This is a genomic window from Devosia sp. (assembly GCF_035944845.1).
Lineage (GTDB): Bacteria > Pseudomonadota > Alphaproteobacteria > Rhizobiales > Devosiaceae > Devosia_A.
In genome coordinates this window covers 49,367-65,750 of sequence record NZ_DASZAW010000068.1, presented here as the reverse complement: position 1 = coordinate 65,750, position 16,384 = coordinate 49,367, and the positions used below count along the sequence as shown (strand labels likewise).

Annotated in this window: 18 protein-coding genes; 13 read left to right on the top strand and 5 right to left on the bottom strand. The window is 65.6% G+C overall.

The window, feature by feature from the left end:
- The first annotated feature begins 91 nt into the window (after positions 1-91).
- The 3 genes from VGV07_RS12850 to VGV07_RS12840 all read left to right on the top strand — a co-directional run bounded on the left by VGV07_RS12850 (position 92) and on the right by VGV07_RS12840 (position 2,682).
- Positions 92-700 carry an NAD(P)H-dependent oxidoreductase gene (locus tag VGV07_RS12850; protein WP_326869101.1) on the top strand — a complete coding sequence of 203 codons (609 nt, stop codon included), beginning with the start codon at positions 92-94 and terminating at the stop codon, positions 698-700.
- Positions 701-865: 165 nt separating this feature from the next.
- Positions 866-2,152: an NAD(P)/FAD-dependent oxidoreductase gene (locus VGV07_RS12845; protein WP_326869100.1), complete on the top strand. Its 1,287-nt coding sequence runs from the start codon at positions 866-868 to the stop codon at positions 2,150-2,152.
- Between the two features lie 62 nt (positions 2,153-2,214).
- Positions 2,215-2,682: a flavodoxin family protein gene (locus tag VGV07_RS12840; protein ID WP_326869099.1), complete on the top strand. Its 468-nt coding sequence runs from the start codon at positions 2,215-2,217 to the stop codon at positions 2,680-2,682.
- A gap of 71 nt (positions 2,683-2,753) precedes the next feature.
- On the opposite strand, the gene VGV07_RS12835 is transcribed toward VGV07_RS12840, so the two are convergent.
- On the bottom strand, positions 2,754-3,158 hold the full coding sequence (locus VGV07_RS12835) for an OsmC family protein (RefSeq protein WP_326869098.1): 405 nt from the start codon (positions 3,156-3,158) through the stop codon (positions 2,754-2,756).
- A gap of 42 nt (positions 3,159-3,200) precedes the next feature.
- Positions 3,201-4,007: a universal stress protein gene (locus tag VGV07_RS12830; RefSeq protein WP_326869097.1), complete on the bottom strand. Its 807-nt coding sequence runs from the start codon at positions 4,005-4,007 to the stop codon at positions 3,201-3,203.
- A gap of 302 nt (positions 4,008-4,309) precedes the next feature.
- Here VGV07_RS12830 and VGV07_RS12825 point away from each other — a divergent pair, with 302 nt between their 5' ends.
- Entirely contained in the window at positions 4,310-4,711 is a 402-nt protein-coding gene (locus VGV07_RS12825) for a hypothetical protein (protein WP_326869096.1), read from the top strand.
- 10 nt (positions 4,712-4,721) lie between these two features.
- On the opposite strand, the gene VGV07_RS12820 is transcribed toward VGV07_RS12825, so the two are convergent.
- Positions 4,722-5,240, bottom strand: coding sequence for a universal stress protein (locus tag VGV07_RS12820; RefSeq protein ID WP_326869095.1), 519 nt, complete (start codon positions 5,238-5,240; stop codon positions 4,722-4,724).
- A gap of 359 nt (positions 5,241-5,599) precedes the next feature.
- On the opposite strand from VGV07_RS12820, the gene VGV07_RS12815 reads away from it, so the two are divergent.
- The 9 genes from VGV07_RS12815 (at position 5,600) to VGV07_RS12775 (ending at position 14,716) form a co-directional block, all read left to right on the top strand.
- The gene (locus VGV07_RS12815; RefSeq protein WP_326869094.1) at positions 5,600-6,637 is read left to right on the top strand and encodes a LacI family DNA-binding transcriptional regulator; all 1,038 of its coding nucleotides are present in this window, start codon (positions 5,600-5,602) and stop codon (positions 6,635-6,637) included.
- 30 nt (positions 6,638-6,667) lie between these two features.
- Positions 6,668-7,936 carry an ABC transporter substrate-binding protein gene (locus VGV07_RS12810; protein WP_326869093.1) on the top strand — a complete coding sequence of 423 codons (1,269 nt, stop codon included), beginning with the start codon at positions 6,668-6,670 and terminating at the stop codon, positions 7,934-7,936.
- Positions 7,937-8,005: 69 nt separating this feature from the next.
- Entirely contained in the window at positions 8,006-8,851 is an 846-nt protein-coding gene (locus VGV07_RS12805) for a sugar ABC transporter permease (RefSeq protein ID WP_326869092.1), read from the top strand.
- A complete protein-coding gene (locus VGV07_RS12800; RefSeq protein WP_326869091.1) occupies positions 8,848-9,699 on the top strand; it encodes a carbohydrate ABC transporter permease in 852 nt (283 codons plus the stop codon). Before VGV07_RS12805 ends, VGV07_RS12800 begins: the two co-directional genes overlap by 4 nt.
- A 67-nt stretch (positions 9,700-9,766) precedes the next feature.
- Positions 9,767-10,810 (top strand): ABC transporter ATP-binding protein, encoded by a 1,044-nt coding sequence (locus VGV07_RS12795; RefSeq protein WP_326869090.1) that lies wholly within the window; start codon positions 9,767-9,769, stop codon positions 10,808-10,810.
- On the top strand, positions 10,810-12,081 hold the full coding sequence (locus VGV07_RS12790; RefSeq protein WP_326869089.1) for an amylo-alpha-1,6-glucosidase: 1,272 nt from the start codon (positions 10,810-10,812) through the stop codon (positions 12,079-12,081). The genes VGV07_RS12795 and VGV07_RS12790 overlap by 1 nt, the downstream gene beginning before the upstream one ends.
- Complete coding sequence (locus VGV07_RS12785) at positions 12,078-12,740, top strand: SGNH/GDSL hydrolase family protein (protein ID WP_326869088.1); 663 nt, start codon at positions 12,078-12,080, stop codon at positions 12,738-12,740. Before VGV07_RS12790 ends, VGV07_RS12785 begins: the two co-directional genes overlap by 4 nt.
- Positions 12,741-12,758: 18 nt before the next feature.
- Positions 12,759-14,033: an MGH1-like glycoside hydrolase domain-containing protein gene (locus VGV07_RS12780; protein ID WP_326869087.1), complete on the top strand. Its 1,275-nt coding sequence runs from the start codon at positions 12,759-12,761 to the stop codon at positions 14,031-14,033.
- Positions 14,030-14,716 (top strand): PIG-L deacetylase family protein, encoded by a 687-nt coding sequence (locus VGV07_RS12775; RefSeq protein WP_326869086.1) that lies wholly within the window; start codon positions 14,030-14,032, stop codon positions 14,714-14,716. The genes VGV07_RS12780 and VGV07_RS12775 overlap by 4 nt, the downstream gene beginning before the upstream one ends.
- 20 nt (positions 14,717-14,736) lie before the next feature.
- On the opposite strand, the gene VGV07_RS12770 is transcribed toward VGV07_RS12775, so the two are convergent.
- On the bottom strand, positions 14,737-14,952 hold the full coding sequence (locus VGV07_RS12770; RefSeq protein WP_326869085.1) for a hypothetical protein: 216 nt from the start codon (positions 14,950-14,952) through the stop codon (positions 14,737-14,739).
- 241 nt (positions 14,953-15,193) lie between these two features.
- Positions 15,194-16,372 carry a Na+/H+ antiporter NhaA gene (gene nhaA, locus VGV07_RS12765; RefSeq protein ID WP_326869084.1) on the bottom strand — a complete coding sequence of 393 codons (1,179 nt, stop codon included), beginning with the start codon at positions 16,370-16,372 and terminating at the stop codon, positions 15,194-15,196.
- Positions 16,373-16,384: the final 12 nt, after the last annotated feature.

Here is a 16,384-nt window from a genome sequence, read left to right as displayed (position 1 = left end):
GTCGCTGGGCGGTCGAGGCGGCGCCGGTTGACCTCGATCAAGGCCGGCCGACACGACTCGGCCAGAATGGCTCCAGTTGCAGGAGGTTCTGATGCGTATCCACGTCCTCTACGCCCACCCGGACATTGAAAGCTTCAATGGCAGCCTGGCCGATGCGTACTGTGCTGCCGCGGCCGGCGCCGGCCATGAGGTGCGGCGTCGGAACCTGGCCGAGCTGAATTTCGACCCTATCCTGCATTGCGGGCTGAAGCGGGTGCAGCCGCTCGAAAACGATCTGGCCGCCGCGCAGGAGAACCTCAGTTGGTGTGAACACTTTGCCCTGTTCTATCCGGTCTGGTGGGGCAACGTGCCCGCCCTGCTCAAAGGGTTCTTCGACCGGACGCTCTATTCCCAGTTCACGTTCCGGCACGACGTCAACGATCCGTTCTGGCGCAAGCTGCTCGAGGGGCGATCAGCCGACATCGTGACGACGTCGGACGCCACCGCATCGTGGCTTCGCCGCAGCTATCGCGATGCCGACATCAACGCCGTCAGGAACGCCACCCTCGAGATTTGCGGCATGCAACCGGTGCGCGTTACCCGGGTAGGTGGCGTCAAGGGCCTCACACCGCGGCAGCGCAAAGCGTGGGTAGCACGGGTATCGAAACTGCCGGCCCTGCTCCCCCTGTCACACCACGCGCCTCATGTCTCGGGGCAGTAAAAGAAGTCACTCGCGCCTCGGCCCAGGCCGTTTGCTCTAGGTCAAATCGCGCCGCCTGGCTGCACGCTAGACCAGTGCGGTGGTGCCTGTCCGTCCCGCGCAATTCGCAAGCGGCCGAAACAGCCATCCGAGCATTGCTGCGATCGCAGCGGGAAGGAGTTCGAAATGTCGCATGTCGTCGTTCTGGGAGCCGGGCTCGGCGGAACAATCATGGCCTACGAACTGCGAGACCGGCTCGGATCGCAGCATCGGATTTCGGTGGTGAACAAGGGACACCACTATCATTTCGTGCCCTCCAACCCCTGGGTAGCCGTCGGTTGGCGCGAGCGCGAGCAGGTCGAGATCGATCTGGAGCCGGTGTTCAGGCGGCGGGACATCGCTCTCTACCCGCAGGGCGCCAAACGGCTCGACCCCGAGGCGAAGTCGATCGAACTGCTGGATGGCAGCTTCATCACCTACGATTACCTCGTCATCGCGACGGGACCAGAGCTCGCATTCGACGAGATTCCGGGCTTCGGACCTGAAGCGGAAACCCAGTCGGTCTGCTTCATCGAGCATGCGCTCAGCGCGAAGGCAGCGTTCGACCGGCTGGTCGCCAATCCAGGCCCGGTGGTCATCGGCGCCGTGCAGGGCGCCTCGTGTTTCGGCCCGGCCTACGAGTTCGCGTTCATTCTCGACAAGGCCCTGCGCCAGGCCAAAGTCCGTGACCGCGTACCGATGACCTTCATCACCCCCGAGCCCTATATCGGGCATCTCGGACTCGACGGCGTCGGCGATACCCGCGGCCTGCTGGAAAGCGCGTTGCGCGAGCACCACATCAAGTGGATCACCAATGCCAGGGTGGACAAGGTCGAGGCGGGCAACGTCTACGTGTCGGAGTTCGCCGACGACGGCACACCCAGGCAATCGCACCAGGTGCCGTTTGTGTTCTCGATGATGATTCCGGCTTTCCGCGGCGTCGAGGCGGTGCGGGGCATCGAGGGCCTGACCAATCCACGTGGCTTCATCCTCGCTGACAAGTATCAGCGCAATCCCAGCTTCCCCGACATCTTCTCGGTCGGCGTGTGTGTCGCGATCCCGCCACTGGGCAAGACCCCGGTGCCGGTCGGCGTGCCCAAGACCGGTTTCATGATCGAGTCGATGGTCACCGCCACGGCCCAGAACGTCGCAAGCCTCATCGAAGGCAAGGAACCGTCGGCGGTGCCGACCTGGAATGCAGTCTGTCTCGCCGATTTCGGCGACAGTGGCGTCGCCTTCGTGGCCCAGCCGCAGATTCCACCGCGCAACGTCAACTGGTCGGCCTCGGGCAGGTGGGTGCACGGCGCCAAGGTCGGCTTCGAGAAATACTACCTTCACAAGATGCGCTCGGGGCATTCGGAGCCGTTCTACGAAACCCTGGCGCTGCGCGCCTTGGGCATCGACAAGCTACGGCAGGTCACCCAGGACGCCTGAAACCCAGCCTCGGTTTCGCCAGTTAGCTGACGAAGCAGCCGTCGATGGACCGGGAGGGCATCGTGAACATTACCGTCGTCTACGACAGCATCTACGGCAATACCGCCAAGGTCGCGGCAGCGATCGCTGCCACGCTGGAGCACGAAAACTCGGTCAGGCTTTTATCGGTGCAGCAGGCGAGGCAAGCCAATCTTGGCACGGTCGATCTGCTGATCGTCGGCTCACCGACACGCGGCTTCCGACCGACCCCACAGATCTCGGACCTCCTGGCGGGGCTCACCCCGCGATCAACTGGCGCCGCGGCGGCGGTGTTCGATACCCGGATCGAACCGGCTGCTGTCCGGCCGGGGGCCTTGCGATGGGTGGTGCAGCGGGGCGGCTATGCCGGAAGCCGCATGGACGAAGTGCTGCGTGATCGCGGGTATGTGCGCAAGGGTGAGGTCGCCGGTTTCCTGGTCGACGGCATAAAGGGGCCGCTCAAGCCCGGCGAGATCGAACGCGCCACGGACTGGGCGAGGAGCCTGTTGTAGAACCTGATGCATGTTTGATCCGCCCGAACGGATGTCACAGTGATTGGGGGGCCCGCCTGCTCTCCGAGTGGTCACTGCAGCCGGCCAATGGTGCCGCCGAGCTCGATACTGGAAGCCAGGGTATTGTAGATCGTGCCGTACTTGCGGACATTTGTGTGGAGGAGTTCCAGCCGCTGGTCGGTCTCGGAGGTCCGGACGAGCAAGCGGTAGTCGATCGAAAGCAGCTGCGGAGGCACGTCCTGGCGGATCGCCTCGAGCTCGAGCTCGACGCCCTCAAAACTGAAATGGATCATCGGGGCAACCCGCTCGATACCCTTGATGATGCAGGCCGCGAGGGCCGAAAGCAGCAGTTCGACCGGGTTCATGGCGTCGTCACGCCCGCCAATGTCGGTATCGAGCGCCACCTGTGCGGACTTGGCCATGGCGATACTGCCGTGGCCGTCGATTCTTCGGGCGGAAATCCGATAGGTGAGCATCGTCGCTCCCTGGCTCGTTCAGGCATCCGGCCGGAGGCTCGCCTAATTGGACAGAAACAGGCTGACGGTGGGTTGCTCGAGCAGCTCCCTGGTCATCCCACCCAACAACCATTCCCTGAACCGGCTATGCCCGTATCCCCCGGCGACAATGAGGTCGGCCCCCACTGCTGCGGCGGCATTGTGGATGGTATTGGCGAGGCCCTGCCCCATCGGCAGCACTTCACCGCGGGCCGGCAGGCCATGCAGGTGGAGCCATGAAACGATGGTTTCCAGGCGCCCGCGCTCGCCGGCGTAGTCGCCTTCATCCACAGTGGCTACCAGCACCTGATCGGCGCCGCGCAGGAACGGCAAGGCGTCAGCAACGGCGCGCCGCGCCTCACGGGTGTCTTTCCAGGCAATGACGATGTTGCTTGCCCTGAGCCGCTCCCCGGTCGGCGCCAACGCCAGAACCGGCCGTCCGGCGGTCAGGACCAGCTCGCCGATATCGGGATGGGCGCTAAAGTCCAAAATGCCAGGGCGTGCCTCGACGATCAGCAGATCACTTGCCAGGGCCTCGCGCCGCATCGCCTGGGTGGGGTTCTCGACGGCGCTGACGAAGCTGCGCACCAGATCGTGCGGCACCCTCGCAGCAAAATCGGCCTGCGCCAGCGTCAGGGCTTCCTCGATCTCGGCCCGTGCGGCGCTGTACTGATCGATGCCGGCAGGCCCCTCCAAAAGCACCGGCGAGGGCTCTGCGGCGGCAAGCCCGATAAGCCTGGCCCTGAAGCGGCGGGCAATATCCACCGCGGCGCCCAGCGTCGTCGGCGAAACCCTCGGTTCGAGGCTGGCCAGAATACCCTGGATATCCATTATCGGCTCCCCTGTTTGGTGCCGATAGGCTAGCAGCCGGAGATACTCCGCTCTTGATGCAGCTCAAGTGCCGTCGTCCCATCGGGATTTGACGAAGATCAAGGCTGATCGGACCGGGGCGAAGGAAGCTGGCACTGCATGGACCGCGCTCCATGCAGCACCTTGGGCACCCACGTGTTCCACCGAGGTGCAGACCCCGGCCCCAGGTGGCTCTCGGGCCGGGGTCGCTCACGTGGCCAGCACCCGGCTTGGGTTGGACGAACTGGGGCGGCCACTGGTGGCTCGACGACAGGAGAAGCCAAGTGTCCAATCAAGCACTCCCGCACTTGCCCGAAGGGCGAAGCGTACATCCCAGCCGGGTGCGGCTGGAGCGGTGCCCGCAGCTCAGATGCTTCGACGGGGACCCGGCGACAGGCTACGAGCTGACACTGCCGCTCGACAGCGATGGCGAGATCGACACGCTGGCGCTGTCACGCGCCCCCGCATCGTGGCAGGTGAGACGCTTCGAAAAGGATGCTGACGACCTGATCGGTAATCTGGTCCGCGAGCCGCTTGGCTCCTGGATGGTCCACTACGCCAACGGCGATGTGGCACGATCGGACAGCTTTGCTGGGGCTGTCCGATTCCGTCCCAACAGCCTCATCAACGTGGTCGAGGGCGCAGAGGTCTGGGCCTATCGTGTCGCCTCCATCGCGCCCGTCTGACTCGACGGGCTCAGGCGACAACCAGCACGTCGGCCTTCGCCTGGTGCAGCACGTTCTGCGATACGCTGCCCAGCACGAGTTCGGTCAAGCCGCTCAGGCCACGTCGCCCCACCACCACCAGATCGGCGCCGGCGGCCTCGGCGGCCGCAACGATCTCTCGCGCCGGGTTCCCGGAGGCCGAGACTGTGTCTACCCCCTTGACCCCCGCCGCTTCCGCCATGGCCCGCGCGTCGGCGAGGACCCGATCGGAGACGAGCTGCGCCACCGCCAGCGATTGGCTGTCCAGCGCTTCGACCGAGTCCACCGAACTGATGCCGTAGCTGTTCAGCAGTGCCAGCGAGACGGGTCGAGTGGTCGGCTCGGGCAGCTCTGCGGCAACAAAGCGCCGCAGCGACTGGCCGACCGGGACAACGTCCATGACATTGACGATGGTAAGCCTGGCGCCGAAGCGCTTGGCCATATCGATTGCCTTGGCCAGGGCCTTGCCAGACAGAACGGATCCGTCTGTCGCGACGAGGATAGTCTTCATCGAAATCTCCCATGCGATGTCGACGAACGGCAGCGAGCCCGCCCCATCGACATCCAAACCCGTTGCGCCCCGGTGGGCAGGCTGCCCCGGCTGGCGCTTGCGCCGGGCAGCCGCCGATCGCCTACCCCCGCGAGGTTACGGCGATACGCAGCAAGATTAGGTCCGGCACGGCCCCGCGCGTTTGATCCGCGTCAAACCAGCATCAGCGACGCCAACATCCAACGGTCGGGGTGAGAGCAGCCGGGCCAGCCACAGCCGGTGGGGAGTTCGCCGCTTCGGCGGCGCGCGGCTCAAATTTAAAACGTTTGCAATTGAGCTGAAAGCGTTTAAAACGCTACTAGGCTCGGGAGGAGCACAGGGTGGCCAGTCTGACACTCCGCGAATTGGCGGCGCGGCTCGACATCTCCGTCGGCACGGTGTCCCGCGCGCTCTCGGGCGATCCAGCCATTGCGCTGAAGACGCGCGAGCGCGTCACCGAGGCGGCCCGGCAATATGGCTACGTCCCCAACATGGCCGCCCGCCAGCTGGTTTCCGGGCGCTCCGGCTTCGTCGGCTTCGTCATACCGGTGCGCGGCCCCAATTTCATCGATTCCTATCTCGGCGAGTTTCTCACCGGCCTTGGTGAAGGATTGGTCGAGCATGGCATGGACCTGTTCATCGCCACTGTACCTGCCGGCCGGTCCGAGCTCTCGGTGCTGCGCCACGTGGTCGAGTCCGGCCGTGCCGACGGCGTGGTGGTGCCCCGTATCGGTGAGGCCGACGAGCGCCTCGCCTATTTGCTCGAGCGCCGGTTTCCCTTCGTCGCGCATGGCCGCATGCTGGATTCCTCCGCCGCTTTCAACTGGCTCGATGCCGACAGCGTTTCGGCCTTCGGCGAGATCTTCGATCTGCTCTACGAATTGGGGCACCGGCATTTCGGCCTCGTCTCGATCTCCGATCCGATGACCTTCCGGCACCTGCGCGAGCGTGGCCTGCGCGACGCGATTGCGCGCCGCGGCGACCCAACGGTCATCCTCGATGTCGCCAGCGCCCCGCGCTTCGATCGCGGCGCCACGGTGGCGGCGGTCAATTCGCTACTTCATGCCCAGCGCCGGCCGACCGCGATGATCGGCCTGTTCGACGAACTGGCGCTGACCATCATGGAAGAAGCTTCGCGGGCGGGGCTGTCGATCCCGCGCGATCTGTCGGTGGTCGGCTTCGACAATATAACTGCCGCCGCTTACGCGCCGCCCGGCCTCACCACCTTCGAGGCCCGCACACGGGACTCGGCGCGCGAGATCGCCGGCATGCTGGTCACCATCATCGAGAAGAAGCCAACGACGCCGATCACCAGGCTCATCGCGCCCAAACTCGTGGCGCGCGCCAGCCACGGACCGGTCCCCGAAACGGGTCGGTAAGCTCTAGTTCAACAAGGGAGGAAGCAAGACGTGAAACGCACACTCAAGACGCTCGCTATCGCTGTACTGGCGGTCGGCCTCGCGGCCAGCACGGCCAATGCCCAGGTCCTGTTCTGGTCGAACCAGGCCGTGCCGGTGGAAGAGACCCAGAAGATGCGCGAGCAGGTGCTCAAGGCATTTCCCGGCGGCGTGGATTTCCAGCCGCAGGAGCCGGGACCCTTCATCACCCGCATCCAGGCCGAGACCGAAGCCGGCACCGGCGCCATCGGCGTCGTCGGCGGCCTCTACGGCGACCTTGCCAACTTCGCCGACAGCTGGGTCGATCTCTCCGATATCGACCTGAGCGGCGTCAATGCCAGCCCCGCCTTCATGGAGCTGGGCAAGTTTGGCACCAGCGAGCAGAAGTTCCTGCCCTGGATGCAGGCCAACTACGTGATGGCCGCCAACAAGCAGGCGCTGCAATACCTGCCCGAGGGCGCCGACATCAACGACCTGACCTATGACCAGGTCATCGCCTGGACCAAGAACCTCGCCGAGCAGACCGGCTCGCCGAAGTTCGGCTTCCCGGCCGGCCCGAAGGGGTTGAAGCACCGCTTCTTCCAGGGATTCCTGTTGCCGGCCTTCACCGGCTCGGAAGTCACCAAGTTCCGTTCGGCTGAAGCCGAGCAGGCGTGGGGCAAGTTCAAGGAGCTCTGGCAGTACACCAACCCGGCTTCGACCAACTACGATTTCATGCAGGAGCCGCTGCTGACCGGCGACGTGTGGGTCGCCTTCGACCACATTGCCCGCCTGTCGGAGGCCTTCAACCAGAAGCCCGATGACTTCGTCGCCTTCCCGGCGCCGTCGGGTCCGAAGGGCCGCGCCTTCATGCCGGTGCTCGCCGGGATCGCGGTGCCGAAAAGCGCACCCGACGTGGCCAAGTCCAAGGAGCTGATCAAATACATGATGCAGCCCGAGCAGCAGGTCGCAACATTGCTGGCCACCAATTTCTTCCCCACCACCGATGCCGCGCTGCCGGCTGAACTGCCTGCCTCGGCCCGGGCCCTCGGCCCGGCCGTGCAGGCGATGACCAGCTCGCCCAACGCCCTGCCGGCGCTGCTGCCGGTTGGCCTCGGCGACAAGGCCGGCCAGTTCAACCAGGTCTATATCGACGCCTTCGAACGCATTGTCCTCGCCAACCAGGACGTGCGCCAGGTGCTCGACCAGCAGGCCGAGACGCTGCGCCAGCTGATGGTCACCACCGGTGCGCCGTGCTGGCTGCCCGACGCCCCGTCGGAAGGCCCCTGCCCGGTCGAATAGGCTCGGCACGATGTCGCTGCCCGGGGCCCTGGCTCCGGGCAGATCCCGGCCCCGCGGTGAGGCGCAACGATGAACAGCAAGACATTGCCCTATCTGCTGCTGGCCCCGGCGACGATCTTCCTCGTCGTCTTCTTCCTCTGGCCGTTCCTGCAGATCGCCTGGCTCGCCTTCACCACCGATGGCGGGTTCACCATGCAGCATTTCCAGACCATGGCGAGCAACTGGAAGTTCTGGCCGACCTTCTGGAACACCATCATCCTCGCGGCAATCGTCGTGCCGCTGCAACTGGTGATGGCGCTGGCGATGGCGCAGGTCGTCGCCAAGCTCAAGTCGACGCGCAACACCATCCTCTACATCTTCACCATCCCGCTCGGCCTGTCCGACCTCGCAGCGGGCATCATCTGGCTCGCCATCTTCGAGCAGTCGGGGTTCCTCAACTCCATGCTGGTGGGGCTGGGCATCGTCGAAAAGCCGATCCTGTTCCTCGGCTACCAGAACCTGTGGGTGATTTTCATCGCGGTGATCCTCGCCGAGCTGTGGCGCGCCACCGCCATCGTCATGGTGATCCTCGTTTCCGGCATGGGACTGATCCCCAAGGAATATTACGAGGCGGCGGAAGTGTTCGGCGCCGGACCCTGGAAGCGCTTCGTCAAGGTGACGCTGCCGATGCTGAAGCCGTCGATGCAGACGGCGCTGATCCTGCGCACCATCGCCGCGTTCGAAGTCTTCGCCGTGGTGGTGGCGCTCGGCGGCACGACGCTGCCGGTGCTGGTCGGTGAAACCTTCAACTGGCAGTTCGCACTCAACGACCGCAACGTCGCCGCCGCCTTCGCGCTCGTCATCCTCGTCATCTCGATTGCCGCCACGCTCGTGTTCCTGCGTGTGCTGCGCACCCCGAAGGGAGCCACGCTATGAGCGGCACCGTTGCGACTGCCGACAGGCCGCGCGCCGTCTCCGATATCGGGGCGGCGGGCAAGTTCCTGTTCTGGGCCGGCGTGGTGCTGCTCTGCGCCTGGGTGCTGGTGCCGATCTACCTCTTGGCGGTCAACACGCTGTCCTCGCCGCAGGAGGTCACCGCCTTCCCCAAGACCGGCGTGCCCAGTTTCGACATGGGCTCGATCCAGTTCTTCCTCTCGTTCGAGGGCGTGCTGAAGGCGCTGTGGAACTCGGTGCTGGTCGCGGTGCTGACCATGATCCTGTCGATCGCCATCGGCGCACCGGCCGGCTATGCGCTGTCGCGCTTCGAGTTCCCCGGCAAGGCGACGTTCCGCATGCTGGTGCTGATGACCCGCGCTTTTCCGCTGCCGCTGCTGGCGCTGCCGATCGCGGTGATGTTCATCCGCGTCGGGCTCGACGACACGCCGATCGGGCTGGCGCTGGTGCACACCACCCTCGCCATCCCCTTCGCGGTGCTGATCACCTTTTCGATCTTTTCGGGTATCCCGCTCGAACTCGAGGAGGCGGCCTGGACGCTCGGCTGCAACCGACTGCAGGCCTTCCAGCGGGTGGTGCTGCCGCTGGTGCTGCCCGGCATCACCGCCTCGGCCATCTTCGCCTTCACCATCTCGTGGAACGAGGTGTTCGCCGCCTCGGTGCTGACGGTGCAGAACCGCACGCTGACGGCGTTCCTGCTGCAATCGCTTTCCGTGTCGCCGCTGCACCTGCGCTTTGCCGGCGGCGCGGCCCTCGTCATTCCGGCCCTGATCTTCATCTTCGCCGTCCGCAAATACATGTTCGCGATGTGGGGCATCGCCAACCGCTAGAGCGAGATCAGGAAAGCGAACCACTTTCCGGCTCGATCCTCGCGACAGAAAGAAAGGCCAGCCCGCCATGGCTGAGATTCTCATCAAGGGTGTCGCCAAGAGTTTCGGGGCCTTCAAGGCCCTGCACTCGATCGACCTGACCATCAGCGACCAGGAGTTCATGGTGCTGCTCGGCGCCTCGGGCTGCGGCAAGACCACGCTGCTGCGCATCATCGCCGGGCTCGAAAGCCCGACCCAGGGCGAGGTGTGGATCGGCGGCAAGCGTGTCGACCAGCTGCCGCCGCGCGAGCGCGGCATCGCCATGGTGTTCCAGAACTACGCGGTGTTCCCGCACCTGACCGTCTACGAAAACATCGCCTTCGGCCTGCGCATGAAGAAGCTGCCGCAGGCGGAAGTCGATACCCGGGTCAAGCGCACCGCCGAACTCATGCACATCGAGCAGTTGCTGAAGCGCTATTCCGGCCAGCTCTCGGGCGGCCAGCGCCAGCGCGTCGCAGTCGCCCGGGCGCTGGCGATGGAGCCCGACGTCATCCTGATGGATGAGCCATTGTCGAACCTCGATGCGCTGCTGCGCCTCGAAATGCGCGCCGAGCTGAAGGGCGTGCTCGCCAATTCCAAAACCACCACGATCTACGTCACCCACGACCAGGTCGAAGCGATGTCGCTGGCCGACCGCATCTCGGTGATGAATGGCGGGCATATCGTGCAGGCCGCCTCGCCGGTTGAAGTCTATCGCAACCCCGCCGCCCGCTTCGTTGGCAGTTTCATCGGCAACCCACCGATGAACTTCCTGCCGGCAACGCGGGACGGCGATGGCCGCTACCAGGTGGCCGGCATCGCCCTCGATGGTCCGTCGCATGGCGGCACGAGGCTCGAATTCGCCATCCGCCCCGAGGATCTCACCATCGCGACCGGCGGCCTCAAGGCCACGGCGCGGGTGATCGAGCCGCTTGGCGCGCACACGCTGGTGACCTCCGAGGTCGACGGCAAGCTGTTCCGCGCCGTGCTCGACAGCGACCTCAAGGTCGCCCCGGGCGACGAGCTCAGCCTCGTGCCCAAGCCCGACCGGGTGCGCTGGTTCGACCCCGAGAGTACGAAAGCCGTCAACTGATGCCACTCCGCTCCGCGCTCGCCGACCAGGCCATCGAGGTGCTGCGCGATAACGATCGCGGCAACTACACGGTGCCGACCAAGGGGCTCTACCCGTTCCAGTGGAACTGGGACTCCTGCTTCACCGCGCTCGGCCAGAGCCACTACGACATGGGCCGCGCCTGGACCGAGGTGGAGACGCTGTTCGCCCACCAATGGGCCGACGGCATGGTGCCGCACATGGTATTCCACGAGCCCGCGCCGAGCTATTTCCCCGGCTCCGAGGTGTGGGGCACCGGCCGCACGCCGCCCACTTCCGGCATCACCCAGCCGCCAATCGCGGGCTTCGCCATCCATCAGTTGTTCCGCCGCCAGCCTGACGCAGCGCGCGCCCGCCCGCTGCTCGAGCAGCTGGACCGCTGGCACGCCTGGTTCTATCGCACCCGCGACCCCGGGCAGACCGGCCTTGTCGCGGTGATCCACCCCTGGGAGTCACGCGACAACAGCATCGACTGGGACGAAGGGTTCGAGCGCGTGCCCACCGAAGGCGTGATGCCCTATGCGCGCAATGACCTCAAGCATGCCGACCCGGCGACCCGCCCGACCAAGGCGCAATACGACCGCTACCTGTGGCTGGTGCAGCATTTCCGCGGCCTCGGCTGGGATTCCGAGCGGACCCACGACGCTTCGCCGTTCCAGGTGGTCGACCCCGGCTTCAACGCCATCCTGATCCGATCCTGCCTCGAGGTGGCAGAGCTTGCCGAGGCCCTCGGCGCGCCCGAGATCGCCGCTCGCAACCGCAACTGGGCGAAACTGGGGCTCGCCGCGCTCGATGGGCTGTGGAGCGACCGGCATGGCCAGTATTTGCCGCTCGACCGCGTCGGCGGCAAGCTCAGCGACAGCCCGTCGATCGGCGGGCTGATCCCGGTTTTCGCCCCGATCCCGGCGCATCGCGCCGCAGCCGTCGCCACAACCATCGGGGGCATGGCGGCAGAGGTCCGTTATCTTGTCCCGAGCCATGCGCCCTCCGACCCGCGCTTCGATCTGAAGCGCTACTGGCGCGGCCCGGTCTGGCTGGTGTGCAATTACATGATCGCCGATGGCCTCAACCGCGCCGGCGAGGTGGCGCTGGCCGATCGCCTCACTGCCGACAGCCTGCAGCTCATCGAGCAATCCGGCTTTGCCGAATATTACGATCCACGCGACGGCACGCCGCTCGGCGGTGGCCGCTTCTCGTGGACGGCGGCCATGGTGCTCGAGTTCATCGAGCCGGCTGCGGAGGCTGCTGCGTGATCAGCTTCCTCGAGCGCTGGGCCGGCAAGGCGAGTTCGCTCGCCACCTTCGGGGATTCCATCACCGAAGGGCTGACCATTCCAGAAATGCCGGCGCGGTGGGCCAATCGGCTCGCCTCGCGGCTGGGTGTCAGGCTCTACAATCGCGGCATCAGCGGCACCGTGATGCAGTCCTCGCCGGCTGCCGGCGGTGCGCCGCGCGACCATAACGGGCACGACCGCTTCGATCGGGATCTGCTCGGCGCCGAGCGCGGCGACCTCATTGCCATCCTCTACGGCACCAACGACGCCCGCTATGTCGGTGCACCGCTCAGCTTCGGCGCCGACGGCTTCGTGCGCGACTACCGTGCCGTGCTCGCCGGCCTCATCGGGGCCGGCTACCTGCCCGAGGCCATCGTCATCGGCAGCCCCAGCCACCTGCCCGATGCCGGCTTCGCGGTCGGCACCGATGGCTTCGCCGGCCAGAACCGCGCCACCTACCAGTCCTTCGTGCCGCTGGTGCAGGCGCTGGCCATCGAGTTCGGCTGCTTTTACGCCCCCGTCAACGAACGCATGGCCGCCCAGGGCGGCGATGCGCTCATCCTCCCCGACAACGTGCATCCCAACGCCGCCGGCCACGGCCGGATCGCCGAAATCTTCGCCGGCGCGACGCGGCTCTAGACCTGAGGAGTATCCCCCATGACCCAGCAAACCGAGAAGATATACGAGCACGCCCTCGAGGTGCTGAAGGAGAACGACCAGGGGAGCTACACCGTCCCCACCAAGGGCCTTTATCCCTTCCAGTGGAACTGGGACTCGTGCCTCACCGCGCTTGGGCAGTTCCACTATGACGAGGCCCGCGCCTGGACCGAGATCGAGACCCTGTTTGCCAATCAGTGGCCCGACGGCATGGTGCCGCACATCGTTTTCCACGTGTATTCGGACGGCTATTTTCCCGGTCCCAACGTCTGGGACACCGGGCGCTCCACCCCCACCTCGGGCATCACACAGCCGCCGGTCGCCGGCTTTGCGATCAAACGCCTCTTCGATCGCGCCACCGATAAAGCCGAGGCGGCGAGGCGCGCCCGCGCGCTACTACCCCGGATCGATGCCTGGCACCGCTGGTTCTACGACATGCGCGACCCCGGCCACGAAGGGCTGGTTGCCATCCTCCATCCCTGGGAGTCCGGCCGCGATAATTCGATCGACTGGGACGAAGCCTTCGAGCGGGTGCCCACCGACGGTATCGAACCCTATGTCCGCCGCGATACCCAGCATGCCGACCCCTCGCATCGCCCGACCAAGGCGCAGTATGATCGCTACCTCTACCTGGTGCAGCTGTTCCGCTCGCTCGGCTGGGACAATGCCAAACTGCACGACGCCTCGCCGTTCCGCGTGGTCGATCCCGGCTTCAACGCCATCCTGATCCGTTCGGCCACCGACCTCGCCGCCCTTGCCGATGAGCTGGGCGAGACTGAGATCGCCGCCCGCAACCGCGCCCGCGCCGAAAAGAGCCTCGCCGCCCTCGAAACGCTGTGGAGCGACAGGCACGGCCAGTATCTCTGCCGCGACCGCGTCACGGGCGAGCTGATCGACTCCGCCTCGATCGGCGGCATCCTGCCGGTGTTCGCCGCGGTGCCCAGGGCGCGGGCCGAGGCCATTGCCCGAACCATCGAGAGCTGGGCCAAGCAGGTCAAGTACATCGTGCCGTCGCACGACCCCGCCGACCCCCGCTTCGAGCCCAAGCGCTACTGGCGCGCCCCGGCCTGGCTGGTGATGAACTACATGATCCAGGACGGGCTGCGCAGCGCCGGCGAGACCGCGATGGCCGATCGCATCGTCGAATCCAGCCTCGAGCTGATTACCCAGTCGGGCTTTGCCGAATATTATGATCCGACCACCGGCGAGCCATGTGGCGGCGGCCGCTTCACCTGGACAGCGGCCATGGTCATCGAGTTCCTGGAGGCGGCATGAAACTTCTCGCCATCGGCGCGCATCCCGATGACATCGAGATCCTGATGGGCGGCACGGTTGCCGCCTTTCAGGCGCAGGGCGATGAAGTGGTGGTCGCCATCGCCACCGACGGTGCCAAGGGCGGCACCATCGATCCGGCAGAACTCGTCGAGATTCGTCGGCAGGAAGCGGCAGCGGCGGCGGGCGTCTTCGGGCTTACCCCGGTGATGCTCGGCTTCCCCGATGGCGGCTTGCGCGCCGACGCCCCGGTGATCGATCGCATCGCCGATTTCATCCGCGCCGAGCGGCCGCAACTGGTCATCACCCACGCCCCGAACGATTATCACGGCGACCATCGCGCCCTCAGCGATGCGGTGCGCATCGCCACCAACATGATGGCGCCGATCATGTGGATGGAAACCATCATGGGCGTCGGCTTCGTGCCCACGCACTTCATCGACATCACGCCCTATATCGAGCTCAAGCGGGCCGCCATCCGCGCGCACCGCTCGCAGGATCCCGAACGCTTCGTCGACATGGCGGAGCTGGGCGGGCGCTATCGCTCGGCCCAGTGCAATGCCAACCAGGGGTATGCCGAAGTGTTCCGCTTCGAGCCGGTGTTCCCGTTCGGCGATCCCCGCAACCTGCTGCCCCCTGCCCCCGGCGTCCTGCCGGTGCGGGATCGTGGCGCCGGCGCGACCTAGGCAGCCGCCCGCGAGGCGGATCACTGTGGTTCGGTTGCCTTGGCATAGTCGCCGTCGGGGTAAAGAACCCTCGCCGTCACGTGCAGCCACACCTCAGCCTCATCGGCAGAAGCGACCACGCCTTTCGCCCGAACGCCGTTCACCGGATCGCCGATCTTCACCGTCCACACACCGTCGAAAAACCACTCGACGCTGCCGTTGATTTCGCTGTCGTGGAGCATTCGGAGAATTTCCATCAGCCTTGTTCCACATCAGGGTGTTGATCGACGATCCGCCCGATGTTCCAACCGACCGCCGGCGCCAGATTTGATCTATGTCAAATCCCACCTGCGATGCTTCGCGCCCGCGGCATCAGTGCAGCGTCACAACCGATGGGAAAAAGTGGCTGCAGGGGCAGTAGCCGTCCACTTCTGATGCAAAGGCCCGGGCCAACGGCGGGTGGCCGGACAGCCCCTGCTCTCCAGATCCACCTGCGCGTTAAGTCTCTCGCCTTGTGAACATCATCAGGACAGCGGCGCCGGCAAGTGCTGACACGCCCGAGCCGATAAGGATTCCGATCTTCACCTGTTCTTGCAGAGAAGGTTCGCCTGCAAAGGCGAGCAGCCCGATGAACAGGCTCATGGTGAAGCCGATGCCGCAGAGCATGGCGGTGCCCAGCAGTTGCATCCAGGAGGCATGGACAGGCAGATCGGCGAAACCGAGCCTGATGGCGATGGCAGCGCTGCCGAAGACGCCGACGAATTTACCGACCACCAGGCCAAGGGCCACGCCCAGGGGGAGAGGATCGACGAGCCCTTGGACACTGACGCCGGCAAACGAAACGCCGGCGTTCGCGAACCCGAATATCGGCAGGACGACGAACGGAACGACCTTGCCGAGCATGTGCTCGAGGCGGTGCAGCGGCGAGCGCGCCAGATCATCGGGGCGACCGTCCTTCATGCGCAGTGGAATGGCGAGCGCCAGCGCGACGCCGGCGAGCGTGGCGTGAACGCCGGAGCGATACACGAATACCCACAAGACGATCCCAAGCAGGAGGTAAGGCCAGAGGTTGAGCACACCCCTCCGGTTCAACGCAAAGAGCAGGCCAAGCACAACCGCGCTCCCGGCCAGGTCAAGCCATGAAATCCCCGATGAGTAGAAGAGGGCGATGATGATGACGGCACCGAGATCGTCGATGATCGCGAGCGCCGCGAGAAAGATCTTGAGCGAGGCGGGAACGCGCTTGCCAAGGAGGGAGATCACGCCCAGCGCGAAGGCGATATCCGTTGCCGTCGGGATCGCCCATCCGTGAATGGCGCGCGGATCATTGATATTCAGCGCGACATAGATGATTGCCGGCACCACCATGCCGCCTGCCGCGGCAACCCCCGGAAGGATTCTCCGGGACCATGAGGCTAGCTGTCCATCGATCATTTCCCGCTTGATCTCGAGCCCGACGAGCAGGAAGAACAGGGCCATGAGGGCGTCGTTGATCCAGTGCTCGGCGCTGAGGGGGCCGATCTTGGTGTGCAGCACGCCCTCGTAGAGCCCTGCGCCGGGTGAGTTCGCGACGATGAGCGCCAGCGCCGCGGCCACCATCAGGACGATACCGGCGGAAGCCTCTCCGTTCAGAAAATGGCGCAGCAGCGAGTGCGGTCTGCGGATAGTTTCAGTCACAGTGCAGTCCTT

What these genes read in the sequence shown, in the direction of transcription:
- VGV07_RS12850 (WP_326869101.1), top strand. Translation starts at nt 92, where the DNA reads ATGCGTATCCACGTCCTCTACGCCCACCCGGACATTGAAAGCTTCAAT.
- VGV07_RS12845 (WP_326869100.1), top strand. Translation starts at nt 866, where the DNA reads ATGTCGCATGTCGTCGTTCTGGGAGCCGGGCTCGGCGGAACAATCATG.
- VGV07_RS12835 (WP_326869098.1), bottom strand. Translation starts at nt 3,158, where the DNA reads ATGCTCACCTATCGGATTTCCGCCCGAAGAATCGACGGCCACGGCAGT.
- VGV07_RS12830 (WP_326869097.1), bottom strand. Translation starts at nt 4,007, where the DNA reads ATGGATATCCAGGGTATTCTGGCCAGCCTCGAACCGAGGGTTTCGCCG.
- VGV07_RS12820 (WP_326869095.1), bottom strand. Translation starts at nt 5,240, where the DNA reads ATGAAGACTATCCTCGTCGCGACAGACGGATCCGTTCTGTCTGGCAAG.
- VGV07_RS12805 (WP_326869092.1), top strand. Translation starts at nt 8,006, where the DNA reads ATGAACAGCAAGACATTGCCCTATCTGCTGCTGGCCCCGGCGACGATC.
- VGV07_RS12800 (WP_326869091.1), top strand. Translation starts at nt 8,848, where the DNA reads ATGAGCGGCACCGTTGCGACTGCCGACAGGCCGCGCGCCGTCTCCGAT.
- VGV07_RS12795 (WP_326869090.1), top strand. Translation starts at nt 9,767, where the DNA reads ATGGCTGAGATTCTCATCAAGGGTGTCGCCAAGAGTTTCGGGGCCTTC.
- VGV07_RS12790 (WP_326869089.1), top strand. Translation starts at nt 10,810, where the DNA reads ATGCCACTCCGCTCCGCGCTCGCCGACCAGGCCATCGAGGTGCTGCGC.
- VGV07_RS12780 (WP_326869087.1), top strand. Translation starts at nt 12,759, where the DNA reads ATGACCCAGCAAACCGAGAAGATATACGAGCACGCCCTCGAGGTGCTG.
- VGV07_RS12775 (WP_326869086.1), top strand. Translation starts at nt 14,030, where the DNA reads ATGAAACTTCTCGCCATCGGCGCGCATCCCGATGACATCGAGATCCTG.
- VGV07_RS12770 (WP_326869085.1), bottom strand. Translation starts at nt 14,952, where the DNA reads ATGGAAATTCTCCGAATGCTCCACGACAGCGAAATCAACGGCAGCGTC.